Consider the following 15,947-nt stretch of genomic DNA (forward strand, 5'->3'; position numbering starts at 1 on the left):
AGAAAAGATGGAGCATATTATTTGTTACAAAATTATCGAAAATCATGCTGTACATATCGCAACCTATTGCGAATTGTGCTAGCATCATGCTCTTTAAATTTGGGAGATTAGTTATGAAGCGGTTAGGTCTGGTCTTAGTGGCCTTTTTTTTCAGCATATTTGGCACAACTGCATTTGCTGATGCAGCAAAAATTGGTGTAGTTGATCTGCAAAAAATCATGCAGACTTCCAGTCAAATAAAAGAAATCCAAAAAAAATTAGAGAAAGAGTTTAAACCACGTCGCGATAAGCTTGTTGCTGTTGAAGCTGGCATTAAAGCGGACATGGAGAAATTTAAGCGTGATAGCGCGATTCTGAGTGCGGCTCAAAAGAAAGAAATGGAAAAGAAAATTGTAAGTGCACAACAACAATTTGAGCGTGATGGTCAGCAATATCAACAAGAATTAAGCACTGCAAATAATGAAGCAATGGAAGCATTGTATGCTAAAGTTCGTGCAGCAATTGCAAAAGTTGCTAAAGATGACAAGTACGATCTTATTGTACAAAAAGATGCAGCTCCTTTCAGTGCAACTACCCTCGATGTAACTGATAAAGTTGTAAAAGCAATTAATTAACCGGCGATGTAAAATTGCTGACGTTAGCGGAATTAGCTAATCATTTAGGTGGCGTGTGGCATGGAAATGCCAATCACGCCATTTTTTGTTATGCCTCCCTTGCTCGAGCTACATCTCAGGATGTTGCTTATTACGATAATTCGGCGTTACTCCCACTTCTGAGTACCACATTAGCTGGTGCGGTGCTGCTCAAATCAGAACATCGCCATTTATTTCCAGGAAACTGTATTGTTGTCGCACATCCTTCACAAGCAATGATACATGCTGCCCAGCTTTTATCAGCTCCACTGCCTGCAGTTTCCGGTATTGATCCTACGGCTATGGTTCATGAGTCTGCTCAATTAGGGCACGGCATATCAATAGGTCCTTATAGTGTAATTGGTGCTAATGCACAATTGTCTGATGGAGTGATCATTGGAGCGAATAGCGTTATTGAATCTTCCGTACGCATTGGTAAAAACAGTCAAATTGGGCATGAGGTAGTGATTCATTCAGGATGTCAGCTGGGTGCTCAAATAATCATCAATTCTGGCTGTGTCATTGGTGCTTCTCCATTTAATTATTTAAAACAACATGGACACTGGCAACAAGGCTTTAATGCAGGTGCTGTGGTTATCGAAAATCAAGTACATATAGGTTCGAATACCGTTATCGATCGTGGCTCATTAAGCGATACTTATTTGGGGGAAGGTGTTTGTATTGATAATTTGGTTCAGGTTGCGCATGACGTTTTGGTTGGTAAGAATACAATTATTGCAGGATGCGCGGCTATAGGTGCCTATGCGCAAATAGGAGCAGATTGTATCATCGGTGGTGCGAGTTGTATTGCCGCTCATGTTCACTTGGCGGATGACATAGTGATTACCGGAATGTCTACAGTCAGCAAATCGCTTGCCAAACCTGGAATTTATTCATCCGGTACTCTTGTACATGAACATCATCGCTGGCGCCGTAATGCGGCACGATTTCGACGATTGGATGATTATATGGTAAAGCTTGGCATCTTAGAGAAAAAATTGAGTAGTATTGAATAAGAAGAATAAGTTTTTAGCATTAACAATTGATTTGAACCTTCTAAATCAGGATAATGTTTTTCCTTTGGACTCCCTTTTGGGCCATACTAAGCGTACTTATTAAAGCGAGATTGCGTATGAGTGAACCTGTAGATATAAAACAGATTTTTAATATATTGCCGCACCGGTACCCCATGCTCATGGTAGACAGGGTGCTCGATTTTACACCATATGACTGTTTGACTGCTATAAAAAATGTCACCATGAATGAGAATTTCTTTTCTGGCCATTTCCCGGAAAATCCAATTATGCCAGGTGTATTAATGCTGGAGGCGTTAGCACAAGCGAGTGGACTTTTAGCAGGATTGTCTCAAACACCTGAAGAAAATTATGGTATTTTGCATTTTTTTGCAGGTATCGATAATGCAAAATTTAAACATGTGGTTACTCCTGGAGATCAGTTGCGCTTGGAAGTAAAGATATTAGCAAGAAAAAGAGAATTTTGGCGTGTGCATGGCGAAGCCTATGTGGGTGATAAACTGGCCTGTTCCGCGGATTTATTAAGTGCTGCAAAGGAAATTCAAAAGTGATAGATGAACGAGCAATAATTCACCCTTCTGCAAAGCTTGCAAAAGGGGTTTCAGTAGGTCCTGGTGCCGTAATCGGCGCTGATGTAGAAATAGGTGAGAATACCTGGATTGGTCCTTATGCACTCATTGAGGGCCCGACAACCATTGGGAAAAATAATAAAATTTTCCAGTTTGCTTCAGTAGGTGATGATCCCCAAGATATTACATATAAAGGTGAACCCACTCGTCTAGAAATTGGTGACGATAATATCATTCGCGAATACTGTATGATTAGTCGTGGAACCGTTAAAGGGGGAGGAGTTACCCGCATCGGCAATAATAACTTTTTTATGGCTTATTCGCATGTGGGGCATGATTGCATCATTGGTAATCAAATTATACTGGTTAGCTACGCTGCATTATCAGGGCATGTCACTGTCGGTGATTATGCAAATATAGGCGGATATGCCGCAGTCCATCAGTTTTGTCATGTAGGTGCCTATGCGTTTATTGCTAGAGCTTCTTATGTAGCTAAAGACGTACTTCCCTATCTCATGATTTCAGGGGATACAACTTCTGCTTGTGGCATTAATACCGTTGGATTGCGTCGACGAGGATTTTCATCTGAAGCAATTGATGGTTTACGACGTGCCTATAAAATAATTTTCCGCAAAGGATTAACGGTACAACAGGCTGTTGCTGAATTAGAATTAATGCAAAATGAATGCCCTGAAGTTGTTTTAATGATTGATGCATTAAATCAATCCACACGTGGAATTGTTCGATAAATTGATTAGAGTGATATCCTATGCTAGACATTCAATTATTGCGGGATGATCCGCAATTTGTTGCTTCCCAATTGCTAAAGCGGAGATTTAAGTTTGATGTTTCATCGTTTACTGCTTTAGAAGAAAAGCGTAAAGCGCTGCAGGTTGCCACACAAGCATTGCAAAATGAGCGCAATTTACGTTCTAAAGCGATTGGTGAAGCAAAGTCTCGTGGTGAAGACATTGAGCCAATGCGCGAGGAAATGGGCCGTCTTGCTAAGGAATTAGAAGAGAAGAAGGACGAACTGGATGATTTGCTCCAGCAAATTGAGGCAATTGCTCTAAGATTACCCAATATTCCTCATGAATCGGTTCCTGTTGGTGAAGATGAACAGCACAATCTAGAAATTAGACGCTGGGGTAAAGTGCCTACTTTTGATTTCCCCGTTAAGTCTCATGATGAATTAGGTGAGAACTTAAACCAAATGGATTTTGCTTTGGCTGCTAAACTGACTGGCAGTCGTTTTGTAGTTATGAAAAATCAACTGGCTCGATTACATCGTGCTTTAATTCAATTTATGTTGGACATACATACCCAACAACATGGTTATCAAGAAATTTATGTGCCTTACATTGTCAATGCAGACAGTCTAATGGGCACAGGGCAATTACCAAAATTTGAAGAGGACTTGTTTAAGTTAACTGGAGAGCATGGGTATTATTTGATCCCTACTGCAGAAATTCCGGTAACCAATACAGTTCGTGATGTGCTTTTAGAGGAACAGGTTTTGCCTATTCGTTATGCCTGTCATTCGCCTTGTTTTCGTAGTGAAGCGGGTTCTTACGGTAAGGATACCAAAGGGATGATCCGACAACATCAATTTGAAAAGGTTGAATTAGTTTGGATTACTAAACCTGAAGACTCATATGCTGCTTTAGAACAATTAGTAAACCATGCGGAAACCATTTTACAGCGTTTGGAGTTGCCTTATCGAGTGATCACTCTGTGCACGGGGGATATGGGACCTAGTTCAGCAAAGACTTATGATTTAGAAGTTTGGTTACCCAGTCAAAACACGTACCGAGAAATTTCATCCTGCTCGAATATGGAATCTTTCCAGGCAAGACGAATGAAAGCACGCTACAGACAGGGGCAAACACGGGAAATCGAATTAGTCCATACCCTGAATGGCTCAGGTCTTGCAGTAGGCAGAACATTGGTTGCATTGATGGAAAATTATCAAGATAAAGAAGGAAATATCCATATTCCAATGGCTTTAAGACCTTATTTAGGTGGTATTGAGTGTATTCGACGCGATGTGTGATTACTGAATAAAATAGTTGCCATGAGCTGCAGCTTTGGCTGCAGCAAAAATCAAGAATACCAGCTCTTTAATTGCCCACCCTAAGTTCCATGATCTGATTCGATACAATGTCGCTAGCCATGTGCTGATTATTTTGAGCTAAGGCTGAAAAGAAGGTGAGTCGTGGGTTATTAAAGAAGCTTTTTTTTCCGTCTATAGAGTGTTCTGAACTCTTTAATAAATCTAAAGTAGTGTCTATATCCCCTGCTAATGCATCATCGGTTATTTCTGAATGCCATTCGTTCTGTAATTCATGATGCTCAGGATTTAGTTCTTCTAGTTCACTTTGAATTTCTTTCGAAGCAGCACGCTCTTTCGTGTCGATTTCTGCTAATTCAAAAAATGAATGGCTGTATGGATTAAAAACAGAATGGTCTAAAACATCTGCATGAGCTTGCTCCAACAATTCAGATAGAAATCCAGCGGATCTTGGTTCTAGATCTTCCTTAGGATTAAGCTTGGTATGAAGGTGTGCTTTATCTTTTAATGCATGCTGATGAATCCCTGTGATTTCACGAAGTAAGATTTTGTTAATGAGTGACTTCATATTGGCGCTGCTTTGGATCTGTTTTAAAATGCTTCTTAAATAATCAATATTAACGGGATAGCTAGGGCCATTTTTCTTCATTTTCCTAGATTTTTGTGCACCAAATAAAGAATAAGGATTCCTTTTGTCACAGCGATTTTGGAGAGCATGATAGGCAGGCATTGTTCTTGCCAAGTTATGACCTAATGTTTTTTCCCTGAATTTTAAAAATAGCCAACGTTTTCTCTTTCTTTGTCTGGCTTTAAAATGTGCTTTTCTAATTAAAGCAAACAGAAGTCGTAATCTGGAAGTGAATGACGGAGTTATGAATAATTTATTAATGACATTAAATTGTCGGGTTACTGTTAGAAAAAACAATAGGTTATGTTTAAATAAAAATTTGAATTCTTGTTTTTTTTGCTCATTTTGATGCATTACATCAAATGGGTTAGGTGCTGCATTTATTTTTCTGAGCCACTCTAGATAAGATACTAATAAGGGATAAGCCGCCTCTGTTAATTGAAGGCGTTTAAAAAATCTATGCGAGTTTTGAATTGTTCTTTGTAAAGGCACATCCAGTGCTAATTGAATGGTATCCATATCACTCAATTCCTGTTCATCCAAGTTTTAAAAGTATAGTAGTTTTTGAAAAAAGTGCATTTATTTTGGGCGGTGTGATTTATTGATTGTCTTTCAGTGAGTTAAGTTAATCCTTTGACTTCCAGGAATATTTGCTTTTATGATGTTTTTATTTCTGTTGCGTATTTATTGGAAAAAAAGTTAGGTAGATAGGATTTTTTGAACAAAGCTTCCATTCAAAGGGAATATGATGCTGCTCGATACCTTGGATCTGGTGAACACCCTAGAAGATTATTTACTGCTATGGTTTTCTTTTCCTAAAAATAAACTATTTGCCCAAGTGACAACGGTAATGAATCAAAGACCACATATTCGAACTATGGATCTTTACCATTTTACCCCTAAAGGCTCATTGATTTTTGTAACTGCACCCGCTCACCCAAATGGATGAAAAAAAATTGCCTCTTTTTTGAGTGAAAACCTTTTGCAGTGTATTCGAGTATTTGGGGAAATAGAAAAAGAGGAAGTTATGGTGAAAAAAGGAAAATTTTATTGTTTGGCGATTCTCAACATTTTAACCATAATTTTTTCTCAGAATATAGGTGCAGCTTGTTCCCTCACTGATTCATCAGGCCAAACTATTGGACCAATGGAAGATATTTTAGGACGTTTACTTTTATCGGATGCACCATGTCCCCAAAATGTTTTTGCATTGCGCCAACTGCTCAAAAACTCAGGGTTAACATTGAAAACTACATTGGTTGCTAATCGTGGATTTCATAATCCAACTCTGGGAAGTTTTAGTTTATTTGAAATGGCTTTGGGGGCGTTAAAAATCAATGACGCTGATTGGCCCATTCAAGAGGGCGATTTTTTCTTCGGGCATTTTACAGCAATAGGACCAGTGGGAGACTTAATAGCGGATCAGAATCCAGAGAAAGATTCACTGATGATTGAAGCGTTTGCTTGGGATTCAAAGAAAGAAGTATTTAATTTCTATGAATTACGCGGTGATGGCTCCCAAGGGCAATGGTTCTATCGAGGAGATTCGTCTGATATTTTTGCCGATAATGAATTACTCCATCGCCAGCCCGATCCAAAGCACCCACAATTTGGTAATCGACTTCGTTGTTCAGGTTGTCATGGTGCTGGCGGACCGATTATGAAAGAACTGGATCAGCCTCATAATGATTGGTGGGAGCCTGTTAGACAACTGGATTTTGGTGGACACCATCCTGATGCCTCATTACAAGAGATTTTAGAAACATTGGTTCCTCCTGAGCAATTAGCTAAAAATGTTTTAATAGGACTGCAAAAATTGAATCAAAGTAAAAAATTGCTTTCATTACAAGAACAACTCCGTCCTTTATTTTGTCCTGTTGAATTAAATTTAATGTCCGATAGTTATCCCAATGGTAAACAACATACCGCAATAAATATTCCTGTAGAGTTTTTTCTTGACCCAAGATTTTTGCAAGTTAAAGGAAAGAAAACTATTAAGATTTCACGAACTTTATATCAAACCGCATTAAACGAGGTAGGTAGTCATTTTCCAGAAACTGATTTGAACGATGCAGATCACGCCTGGCTTACTCCAGTTAAGGCTAAATCCGATCAGTTAGCAATAGATAATCTCCTAAAAAATGGGATCATTGATTCGAAGTTTATGATGGATGTTTTAGACGTAGATATGACCAATCCAATATTTTCCTCAGCTCGTTGTAGGCTTTTGCGTTTACTTCCTAATGCAGCTACACCGGACTGGCTTGCGGTATTCAAGGAAAACCTCAATCAATCGTCCGACTGGGCGGCTAAAAAATTACTTAAAAACCTCATGTCTCAACAGCAAGATCCCGCTTTTTATGAGCAAAAAGCAAAGAAATATCTACAAGAATGCCAGTTAAAACTGCAAAATAGCAAAAACGTATTAATGGTGTATCGCTTATTGGCACAAAGACGAGCGGAGATTCGTGCCTCTGAAATCTCATTAAATCCTCGAGGGCAGATTTTGGAGCCTGGATTTCGCATTATCTTCCCTGAAAATAAAATAAACTCAACTCCTGAGCGATTAAAACTTACTTTAACCTGTGAGGTAATTGAAGACATTTGATTTATAGCAGTATCTCAATAAGCCTACCTCCTCGGATGCGCTTTAGGAGAGGAATAAAAATTAATAGATATTGAGACCTTAGCTGTTTCATAAGTAAAGAAAAAATTTATTGCCTTCCTGGTTTATCTGCTGGATTAACATCTCATTTAATTGTAACCTTCATACTTGTTTATAAGTTGTTTTTAAGTAGTTATGCTGCTTTAGCTTTAACCTGGTTTAGGAAAGAATATGGTTATTTATGAAGTAAATTTGGCCATTGATGGTGATGTTTATCCTCAATTTCAAATATGGCTAAAAAAGCATGTCAAAGAGATGCTACAGATTCCTGGATTCATTCAAGCAAGTGTTTTGAAACCCGAACATGAGGAAACTGTGGAGCAGGAACAATTAACAGTCCAATATCAATTAGAAAATAGAGATTTTCTAAATGTATATTTTGCTGAATTTGCACAAAAAATGCGTGAAGAAGGGCTTAATCTATTTCAAGATAAATTTTCCGCCCAAAGACGAATTTTCGAGGTTCAGACTAATTTCTTACATTAAAGAATTTGCATAGGCAGTATGTTTTCATATAGCCTTTTACAATGCAAAAATTATTGCACTTTGTCCTTCGGATAAATATAGGATATAGAATGAGACAGATGATTAAATTTGGATTTATATTGGGTTTGGCGGCAACGAGCAATGCTTTTTGTGCAGATCCTGTTCAAGGAGTTTATTTGGGATTACTGGGGCAACTAAGCTATGCGCCTAATACTAATCTTAGTGTGACACTTCCTGATGGAAATACTTACAATGGTTCAGTTAAGTTAAGTGTCATCGGTGGTGGAGGCGGTGCTTCTTTAGGCTATAAAATAAAAAATTTTCGATTAGAGGGTGAGTTTCTTTTTAATCTAAACAATTACGGTTCATTCAGTACAGGCTCTTGTACACTTATCAGTCCCGATGTTTTGGGTCCTAATGGGAGCTGCTCTGCTTTTGTTGAAGAAACCGGTCTAGGCTTTAATGGTTACACCGCAGGTATTTATGGACTTTTCAATACCTTTTATGATTTTTTGTCCAGCGATCCTAACGTCAACTTTGTTCCCTATCTGGGATTAGGTTTGGGGGGCGCTATTATTAAAAACCATGCTTTATTCCACAGTAATAACCAATGTATTTCTTTAGGTACTTGTTCACCGATTGTCTCGCAAACGGTGGATACCTCAAACAACGGCTTCGCAATACAAGGGATCGTTGGATTCAATTATTATCTTGACGACTTTACTACCCTTGGTCTTGATTTCCGATATCTTTCTACAGTCAATTTTAATAAGAATAATGCAAATACTTTGGTCACTACAACGAACTCAAATAGCAAGAATTATGGGATAGGTACCATTAATATCACCGCAAATTTTGCGCTTCAGAAAGCAGACTGATTGTTTTTCAGGTGCAGACTTTTCTGTGGCATGAACCATCAAGTTATATTGACTGCTAAATCATAAAATTTATAGAAAAAAAAAGCGATTCCTCTGTTTTATAGCTAGAATTAAAAAACAGAGGATTAATTTTTATCTTTAGGTGATACCTTCACGGTGATACGCCATCCCGAATGTGATGAGGGCTCTTCAGCTTGTGGGATGTGCACTCATGATGAAATGTGATGTCCATATCGGGAGAATCTTGGTGGTAAAACGTCTTAGAATGACGAGAGCTTTATGCAATTGGATTTAATTACCAATAGGTAGAATAAGGATTAGTTAATCCATCATTTTGATGTCAGGCATAATTTATTTACAGGAGTTCTTAAGTGATGCACAGTCTGATGAATCATTGTTTTCCCACATTCATATTTCTTTTTTATCTCATTATTTTTCTTTTGCTTAGCAAAGTAGTATTTCATTTTAAACGTAAGCTCACTAAGAACGCGGAAGACACAGCAATGGATATTGTCGGGAGTATCGGTGCTTTTTATAGTATTTTTTTAGGTTTTGTTATCTATATTTTATGGACTAATTATCAAAAAACGTATGAGCTTGTTAATACGGAAGCTTCCCAATTATATATTACCGCCCAAAGCGCTAAAGCTTTTCCTCCAGAGATTCAACAAAAAGTCATAACAAACTTAAGCTTATATATTTCATCTATTGTAAATGATGATCTAGTCGCTATGTCATTAGGGGAGGAAGGAAAAACAACGCAAGGAATAGGGGACAACTTGTATCGTATCTTGTTGCACTATCAACCTAAAGCTTCTGTTGCGAATTTTTACCAAAGTGCGGTTTCTGCATGGAATCAGGCGACTCAGTCTCGTGATTTTCGTTTGAATATGCTCAATCCAGCAATTCCTATTGCCTGGTATATTATTATTTTTTTAGGTGCTTTTTTTATAATTGGTATCTATTCTTTGGAGTCGAGTTTGCAGGGGCATCCTTTTCTGTATATTTTATGCATTTTTCTCGCCATTTACATGACTGCTATCACCGTTCTAAGTTTTCCATATTCGGGTTGGGTCAAGGTATCGGATGTACCCTTTAATCGACTGTATAAGACCTTAAATAATTTACCCATTCAATCCAGTATAAAAATTGGAGAGGGTGCAAAAAGCAATAATTTTTTGAGTTCATCATTTAATTGAGACGGAAATTTGGATTAATTCATTATAATTTAGGGAATAATCATGGCATTAGAATTTGATGTAATTGTTTTAGGTGGTGGCAAAGGAGGTAAAACTCTAGCTGTTGATCTAGCCAAAACTGGGCAACGGGTTGCCATGGTTGAAGACAACCAAATTGGTGGTACTTGCATCAATGTGGCGTGTATCCCTACAAAAACGCTCGTACAATCTGCAAAGATTGCACATTATTGCCGTTCAGCCTCAGATTATGGTCTTGAGGCTACTCTTGCACCCGTAGATTTTAAAGCAATTCGAGCGCGTAAAGATGCTGTCGTTCATGCAATGCGAGAGGCCAATTTAAAACAATTTTTGGATTCAGGAATGGATCTGATGTTGGGGCGTGGACACTTCATTGGGCCGAAGACAATTGAGGTTCTTTTGTCATCACCACGTGATGGTAAAAAAGTAGTGGAAATTACCGCGGACAAAATTTTTATTAATACCGGTGCCTTACCTTTTATACCGCCAATTCCAGGCCTCGACACAATAAAATATCATACCAATGACAGCCTAATGAATGTCAATAAAGTGCCGAAGCATTTGCTTATTGTTGGTGGTGGTTATATCGGTTTGGAGTTTGCTCAATTATTTCGACGATTGGGGGCAGAGGTTACAGTAATCGAGGCTGATAGTAAGTTTCTTGGTCGTGAAGATAGAGATATTGCGGAACAAGTTCTTAATACTTTAACTAAAGAAGGGATTCATTTTGCTCTTAATACTAAAATTAATAGTATTCGAGAAGAACATGGCGAAGTATTTGTTGATGTAAATCAGAATGGAGAGCCAACGTTGATTCGTGGGAGTGACGTACTCATTGCTGTGGGACGTACTGCGAATACGGCAGGATTAAATGTAGAGAAAGCAGGGGTTCAGCTTGATGAACGTGGATTTATTAAAGTAAATGATTATCTAGAGACTACAGCTAAAGGCATTTGGGCTTTAGGAGACGTAAAGGGTGGGGCTCAATTTACCCATTTATCTTTAGATGATTATCGGTTAGCAAAACATAATCTGCAACACCCTCAAAATAAGCATTCAGTTCAAGGACGACTTATTCCTTATACAGTATTTCTTGATCCAGAACTGGCTCGCATTGGTCTTACAGAAACTCAAGCGCTTGCTCAAGGCCATACTTTAAAAATAGCAAAAATTCCCGCTACGGTTATTCCCAGGGCGAAAACACAGGGGGAAACAACGGGTCTTTTAAAAGCGGTTATTGATGCAAAAACAGATCATATTTTAGGTGTATCCATCTTCTGTGCTGAGGCGGGTGAAATACTTGGGGTAATCCAATTGGCGATGGAGGTGGGTATGCCTTATCAGCAATTACGTGATGTAATGTTTGCCCATCCTACCCTTGTAGAGAGTATTAATCTTTGGTTTGCCACGGTGATAGAAAATCCCAGCCATTGAGTCTATGACGCGAGCGATGCATGCCCTGAAGCGGAGAGGAACCCCACGAAATAAGGGGAATAAAAAATAGGTTACAAAGCGTCAAAATGCCTCTTCTTGGCGCTTTTTGAGCAAAAATATCCTTCTGAATCCCCAGGCGTTTCCGCATTTTTTTAATAAAAATAGAGCAAATACTGTTCAATAAGATCTAATTTTGTAGAAAAAACACTAAAAAGTGTTGATTTTAATTTCATCTTATGTAAACCTTGCTCGACTATGAGTAGGAAATTAATTTACATAATAATCGGTATTAGTTGTCTTACATTCGGTTTGCTTGGATTGTCGCTTTATAAGAAAGCTAAGGTCCATGAGCAACCACTAACTCCGAAAAAGGTAGTTATTAAAACCGAAAAGGTAAAAAAAGGTACGACAAAAAATAATACCTCACATAAAAAGGCTGAAAAAATAGCACAACAAAGCGCTAAAAAAATAGCGCAGAGTGCTAAAACCATAGCGCATGCTACTAAAAAAATAGTGGTTGCTAAGAAAAGCGCCCGGCCTAAGGACACTACAAGAAAGGTTATTATGAAAAGCAGAAATATTGCTTTGACTAAAGTATCTTTCGATGAGTTGCCAGGTTGGGATACTGCTGATGTTAAAAAATCTTTATTAGCATTTCAGAAGTCGTGTGAGACGTTTTTGAAGCAATCACCATCTCATCCGATTAGTACCCAACACATCAAATTAAAAGCCCGTGATTGGCATCCAGCATGTAAGGCCGCTTTAGCCATGGATTCGGTTTCAGAAGATTCAGCAAAAGAGTTTTTTGAAAAATGGTTTCATCCTATTGAATTTGCGCAAAAAAAACCCGTCCATGGCTTATTTACAGGCTATTATATGCCTAAAATAAAAGGTACTTTAACAAAAAGTACTAAATACAATACGCCAATTTATGGGCTGCCAAAAGGTAAATATTCTACTTCCTATACTCGGGAGCAAATTGATAATGGCGCTCTTAAGAAAAAGGCACCTGTGATTGCATGGATCCATAGTCCTGCCGAGCGGCTCTTTTTAGAGATAGAAGGTTCAGGCGTGATTCAATTGCCTAATGGTGAAAATATCTATTTAGGATATGCAGGTGAAAATGGGGCTCCATACACCTCAATTGCCAAGGTGATGATTAATAAAGGGATTATGAGCCGGCATAATGCATCTAAAGCAGCGATTATTCGTTATTTGGAGAAACATCCTGAAAAAGCAAAAACGATTATTCAGAAAAATAAATCGTTCGTCTTTTTTGAAGATTTAAAAGAGCCCATGGCACTTGGCGCTCAAGGGATGGCTCTTACACCAGGCTATTCTTTAGCTGTGGATAAAAAATGGATTCCGCTGGGAGCTCCGTTGTGGTTGGATACCAAACGTCCTGATAAAGAAGATCAAGAGAATGAGAAACAATTCCAGCGCCTTATGATTGCCCAAGACACGGGTGGTGCAATTCGTGGGTTTATGCGTGGTGATATTTATTGGGGTTCAGGGAAGCTTGCAACATTTCTAGGCGAGCATATGAAAAATGAAGGTCATTATTGGCTCTTGCTTCCAAAAAATATTTTATCTCGGTTGGCTAAAAAATCACTTTAACTCCGTAATGCTTCTGAATGAATTATCAAACAGGTTAGTGCATCCTGGTTACAAAATACATGAGGGGGCATTGGTTATTGTCGAATAAATTGAAAGCAGAGTTGTTCCGATTGTCATGAAGCATGAAAGGATGGTAAATAGAAACCTTTTTGTAATATCTCATCACTCTAGAGGGTGAGATTTTTCTTACCTTCCGGGAGTGGTGGTGCAGAGTTAATGACATCCGTAATTAATAGCCGTTAATATATTATTTTTAGTTCAGCTTTTATTCGTTGGCATTGATCTTGAGATGTTTCTAATGTTGTTTGGGTCTTACGAACCGTTTGCGGTAAAATATTGAAAAATTTCATGCACGAAGTTCGCCATGAGGATTCATTATTATACTTTGCCAGGGTTAAATTTTCTTTATTTATATCCTTAGTGATTTCATCCAAAACATTGATAGCGCATATGAGTTTTTCATCAAGCTTTGCTTTCATTTCACCATAACTTTCTCTGACATAAGGGGCAATAAGGCCATTTTTCATGTCTTCAATTAAAGAGGTTAAATGAGCTAATTGTGATGAAAGGATCAAAAATTTTGCATCGGTTGACCCGTATTTAAGGACTAATCGCCCAGCAATTCGCTCAAAATCGTGTTTCATTTTTTCTGCAACAGAGAGAATAACTGCATATTTTTCTCTAAAACGCATAAATAATTTGCTTAAATGCTCTTCAGAATTGTAATTCCTAAAGTAATCGGTATTTAGATTAGGGATAGGGGCGAGTCGATGTTTGTCTTTGTTAAAATTCTCTGAAAAATTGGTGAATGTTTCTCCATTATTATCATCTACCTTATAATAGTTTTTAAGCCTCGATAAATATTTTACGGCAGGGTATGCCTCATTTTCAGATGGGTCGCAGATATAAGCCTCTTCACCCCATGTTGTGGGATCCAGGGGATTGCTACCAGCTTTTCTTCCGATTACTAGAAAGCAATGATCACCACCTTTTATATAAAAAACTTCTGCAGAAACATGAGGCTCATGATTAATAACATAATCTAAAGCAAGTAACGCATATTCATAACAATTTCCAACTGAGAATTTCTTACAAAGTTGAATACGTTGATAAAATTGTTGGGCATTACTATCAAATTCCAAAGAAAATTTAGGGTCCCGCATTGCCAAAATACGAAATTCAAACATCACCTCACTAATTGCTTTTTTTCGGATGTCACTATACATATTATTGGCAGGCTGAGTTGTCCCTTCCAAAATAATTTCTCTAGCATATTTTACAGCTTTTCCTGCGATATCTTTGTTAGTCATAGGGTATCTAAAAATATAAAAAGAATTGAATAATAATAAATAAAGGGAGTTAAGTAATTATTAAAATAGAACAAAAGCTGAAAACTAAAACATCGTGGACAAGGTTAATTTTTGTTCATTTTTGGCTATAATTTACAAAAGCATATAAAAAGGAGTTAATATGCTGTCCAAGTTAGAGAGTGCCATTAAAAAAGAACTCCCATCTTTAGTGTTCAGGCTGATCCCAGGCACGGATTTAATTCCTACCCGTAATACCCATGGCCCACGCCTAGAGTCTCTAAATACGGGAAATACTTTGCAATTAGGATATTACGGCCTTGTTAATTCGGAGGATATTGGTGGAAGGGAGGTGGAAAAATTATTACCTTGTCTGCAAGCAGAGCATCAAATTACTTCAATACTAGCGAATAATAGTGTTATAGATGATCCGGGTGCTGTATTAATCGCCAATTTCCTAAAAAATAATACTTCTCTTCGTGTTTTAGATATACACGCTAGTCAAATCAGTGAAGAAGGTTTACTTGTAATCATCGACGCCTTGAAATCAAATGATTCCTTAGAATATCTGAATATAAGAGCAAATAAGATTACCAATAAAGTATTAGAGAGCCTTTCACTGACGCTTCAACAGCACAATACTTGTTTAAAGCAAATTGAGCTGACGCAAAACAGCGATGACCTATCAGAAAAAGCTTTAGATCAAGGGCTACTCACGAAAATTTACGAGCAATTACCTATTAATTTCGAGACGAGAAAAAGAGAGGAGCAAGAAAGGCAAATAGCGTTACTAGCCATTGGGGCAGAATCGCAGAAAGGCGGCGAACTTGAAAAAAGGCTACCGAAGGAGGTGATTGGTATTATCTCCTCTTATTTTCGCCCTCCACCTCAATCAAAACCTGGTGGGCCGAAGGAAGATGCGTCACCTACGGTGGGACCTAAATAGTCATATAGGATAGGTGTACAGCCACAGAATTTCAGGCTCTGGCTTTGTCCTGGAAAATAATATCCCTAAAATGGTTTCTTAACTCAATTATTCGCCTATATCCTCACTCCAGAGCTTACTATTTTGAGTAATGAAATGCCGCTTCATGGTGATGCATTCTTTATTCTGTAAGGCCTCAAGTTTGACACCATGAGATGTTAATAGCGACTCTTCCCCCATAAAGGTTTGATTTTCTCCAATCACAACATAAGGGATTTTATAAAGAAGAATGGTTCCGCTGCACATGGCGCAAGGAAAAAGAGTGGTATATAAAATGGATTGCTCATCAACTTTAGCCTGCTGTCTACCTGCATTTTCGAATGCGTCCATTTCACCATATAAGATGGTGCTTCCTTTAGCGCTTCTTTAAGATAACGTTTATGGAGCACGGACATGGTTTATTCCTTTAAATCGGGTTTATATT

16 protein-coding genes are annotated in these 15,947 nt (G+C 38.0%); 13 read left to right on the top strand and 3 right to left on the bottom strand.

What is annotated here, in order from left to right:
• Nucleotides 1–113: 113 nt before the first annotated feature.
• From OQJ26_RS08420 to serS, 5 genes are all read left to right on the top strand, one after another.
• The gene (locus tag OQJ26_RS08420) at nt 114–614 is read left to right on the top strand and encodes an OmpH/Skp family outer membrane protein (RefSeq protein WP_265703418.1); all 501 of its coding nucleotides are present in this window, start codon (nt 114–116) and stop codon (nt 612–614) included.
• 14 nt (nt 615–628) lie between these two features.
• Entirely contained in the window at nt 629–1,648 is a 1,020-nt protein-coding gene (gene lpxD, locus OQJ26_RS08425; protein WP_265703419.1) for a UDP-3-O-(3-hydroxymyristoyl)glucosamine N-acyltransferase, read from the top strand.
• A gap of 116 nt (nt 1,649–1,764) precedes the next feature.
• Entirely contained in the window at nt 1,765–2,217 is a 453-nt protein-coding gene (gene fabZ, locus OQJ26_RS08430; RefSeq protein WP_265703420.1) for a 3-hydroxyacyl-ACP dehydratase FabZ, read from the top strand.
• Nucleotides 2,214–2,984: an acyl-ACP--UDP-N-acetylglucosamine O-acyltransferase gene (lpxA, locus tag OQJ26_RS08435; RefSeq protein WP_265703421.1), complete on the top strand. Its 771-nt coding sequence runs from the start codon at nt 2,214–2,216 to the stop codon at nt 2,982–2,984. The genes fabZ and lpxA overlap by 4 nt, the downstream gene beginning before the upstream one ends.
• A 20-nt stretch (nt 2,985–3,004) precedes the next feature.
• Nucleotides 3,005–4,288 (top strand): serine--tRNA ligase, encoded by a 1,284-nt coding sequence (gene serS, locus OQJ26_RS08440; RefSeq protein ID WP_265703422.1) that lies wholly within the window; start codon nt 3,005–3,007, stop codon nt 4,286–4,288.
• Between the two features lie 67 nt (nt 4,289–4,355).
• Here serS and OQJ26_RS08445 read toward each other — a convergent pair whose 3' ends face one another.
• A complete protein-coding gene (locus OQJ26_RS08445) occupies nt 4,356–5,453 on the bottom strand; it encodes a hypothetical protein (RefSeq protein WP_265703423.1) in 1,098 nt (365 codons plus the stop codon).
• A gap of 226 nt (nt 5,454–5,679) precedes the next feature.
• Here OQJ26_RS08445 and OQJ26_RS08450 point away from each other — a divergent pair, with 226 nt between their 5' ends.
• The 7 genes from OQJ26_RS08450 to mltA all read left to right on the top strand — a co-directional run bounded on the left by OQJ26_RS08450 (nt 5,680) and on the right by mltA (nt 13,231).
• Nucleotides 5,680–5,883 (top strand): hypothetical protein, encoded by a 204-nt coding sequence (locus OQJ26_RS08450; protein WP_265703424.1) that lies wholly within the window; start codon nt 5,680–5,682, stop codon nt 5,881–5,883.
• 78 nt (nt 5,884–5,961) lie between these two features.
• Complete coding sequence (locus OQJ26_RS08455) at nt 5,962–7,542, top strand: hypothetical protein (RefSeq protein ID WP_265703425.1); 1,581 nt, start codon at nt 5,962–5,964, stop codon at nt 7,540–7,542.
• Nucleotides 7,543–7,770: 228 nt separating this feature from the next.
• Nucleotides 7,771–8,085, top strand: a complete 315-nt coding sequence (locus OQJ26_RS08460; protein WP_265703426.1) for a DUF4286 family protein — start codon at nt 7,771–7,773, stop codon at nt 8,083–8,085.
• A gap of 89 nt (nt 8,086–8,174) precedes the next feature.
• Complete coding sequence (locus OQJ26_RS08465; protein WP_265703427.1) at nt 8,175–8,963, top strand: outer membrane beta-barrel protein; 789 nt, start codon at nt 8,175–8,177, stop codon at nt 8,961–8,963.
• A 374-nt stretch (nt 8,964–9,337) separates the two neighbouring features.
• A complete protein-coding gene (locus OQJ26_RS08470) occupies nt 9,338–10,162 on the top strand; it encodes a bestrophin-like domain (protein WP_265703475.1) in 825 nt (274 codons plus the stop codon).
• Nucleotides 10,163–10,204: 42 nt separating this feature from the next.
• Nucleotides 10,205–11,614 carry a mercuric reductase gene (locus OQJ26_RS08475; RefSeq protein ID WP_265703428.1) on the top strand — a complete coding sequence of 470 codons (1,410 nt, stop codon included), beginning with the start codon at nt 10,205–10,207 and terminating at the stop codon, nt 11,612–11,614.
• Between the two features lie 318 nt (nt 11,615–11,932).
• Nucleotides 11,933–13,231 (top strand): murein transglycosylase A, encoded by a 1,299-nt coding sequence (mltA, locus tag OQJ26_RS08480; RefSeq protein WP_416209952.1) that lies wholly within the window; start codon nt 11,933–11,935, stop codon nt 13,229–13,231.
• Between the two features lie 239 nt (nt 13,232–13,470).
• On the opposite strand, the gene OQJ26_RS08485 is transcribed toward mltA, so the two are convergent.
• A complete protein-coding gene (locus OQJ26_RS08485) occupies nt 13,471–14,541 on the bottom strand; it encodes a hypothetical protein (protein ID WP_265703430.1) in 1,071 nt (356 codons plus the stop codon).
• 160 nt (nt 14,542–14,701) lie between these two features.
• Here OQJ26_RS08485 and OQJ26_RS08490 point away from each other — a divergent pair, with 160 nt between their 5' ends.
• Nucleotides 14,702–15,484, top strand: a complete 783-nt coding sequence (locus tag OQJ26_RS08490; RefSeq protein ID WP_265703431.1) for a leucine-rich repeat domain-containing protein — start codon at nt 14,702–14,704, stop codon at nt 15,482–15,484.
• A gap of 87 nt (nt 15,485–15,571) precedes the next feature.
• Here the strand turns inward: OQJ26_RS08490 and OQJ26_RS08495 are convergent, their stop codons facing one another.
• Entirely contained in the window at nt 15,572–15,868 is a 297-nt protein-coding gene (locus tag OQJ26_RS08495; protein WP_265703476.1) for a cytidine/deoxycytidylate deaminase family protein, read from the bottom strand.
• Between the last annotated feature and the right edge of the window lie 79 nt (nt 15,869–15,947).

Source organism: Legionella sheltonii, from assembly GCF_026191355.1.
Taxonomy (GTDB): domain Bacteria; phylum Pseudomonadota; class Gammaproteobacteria; order Legionellales; family Legionellaceae; genus Legionella; species Legionella sheltonii.

What these genes read in the sequence shown, in the direction of transcription:
- OQJ26_RS08475 (WP_265703428.1), top strand. Translation starts at nt 10,205, where the DNA reads ATGGCATTAGAATTTGATGTAATTGTTTTAGGTGGTGGCAAAGGAGGT.
- OQJ26_RS08485 (WP_265703430.1), bottom strand. Translation starts at nt 14,541, where the DNA reads ATGACTAACAAAGATATCGCAGGAAAAGCTGTAAAATATGCTAGAGAA.
- OQJ26_RS08445 (WP_265703423.1), bottom strand. Translation starts at nt 5,453, where the DNA reads ATGGATACCATTCAATTAGCACTGGATGTGCCTTTACAAAGAACAATT.
- OQJ26_RS08465 (WP_265703427.1), top strand. Translation starts at nt 8,175, where the DNA reads ATGAGACAGATGATTAAATTTGGATTTATATTGGGTTTGGCGGCAACG.
- OQJ26_RS08470 (WP_265703475.1), top strand. Translation starts at nt 9,338, where the DNA reads ATGCACAGTCTGATGAATCATTGTTTTCCCACATTCATATTTCTTTTT.
- OQJ26_RS08450 (WP_265703424.1), top strand. Translation starts at nt 5,680, where the DNA reads ATGATGCTGCTCGATACCTTGGATCTGGTGAACACCCTAGAAGATTAT.
- fabZ (WP_265703420.1), top strand. Translation starts at nt 1,765, where the DNA reads ATGAGTGAACCTGTAGATATAAAACAGATTTTTAATATATTGCCGCAC.
- serS (WP_265703422.1), top strand. Translation starts at nt 3,005, where the DNA reads ATGCTAGACATTCAATTATTGCGGGATGATCCGCAATTTGTTGCTTCC.
- OQJ26_RS08490 (WP_265703431.1), top strand. Translation starts at nt 14,702, where the DNA reads ATGCTGTCCAAGTTAGAGAGTGCCATTAAAAAAGAACTCCCATCTTTA.
- OQJ26_RS08420 (WP_265703418.1), top strand. Translation starts at nt 114, where the DNA reads ATGAAGCGGTTAGGTCTGGTCTTAGTGGCCTTTTTTTTCAGCATATTT.
- OQJ26_RS08460 (WP_265703426.1), top strand. Translation starts at nt 7,771, where the DNA reads ATGGTTATTTATGAAGTAAATTTGGCCATTGATGGTGATGTTTATCCT.
- OQJ26_RS08455 (WP_265703425.1), top strand. Translation starts at nt 5,962, where the DNA reads ATGGTGAAAAAAGGAAAATTTTATTGTTTGGCGATTCTCAACATTTTA.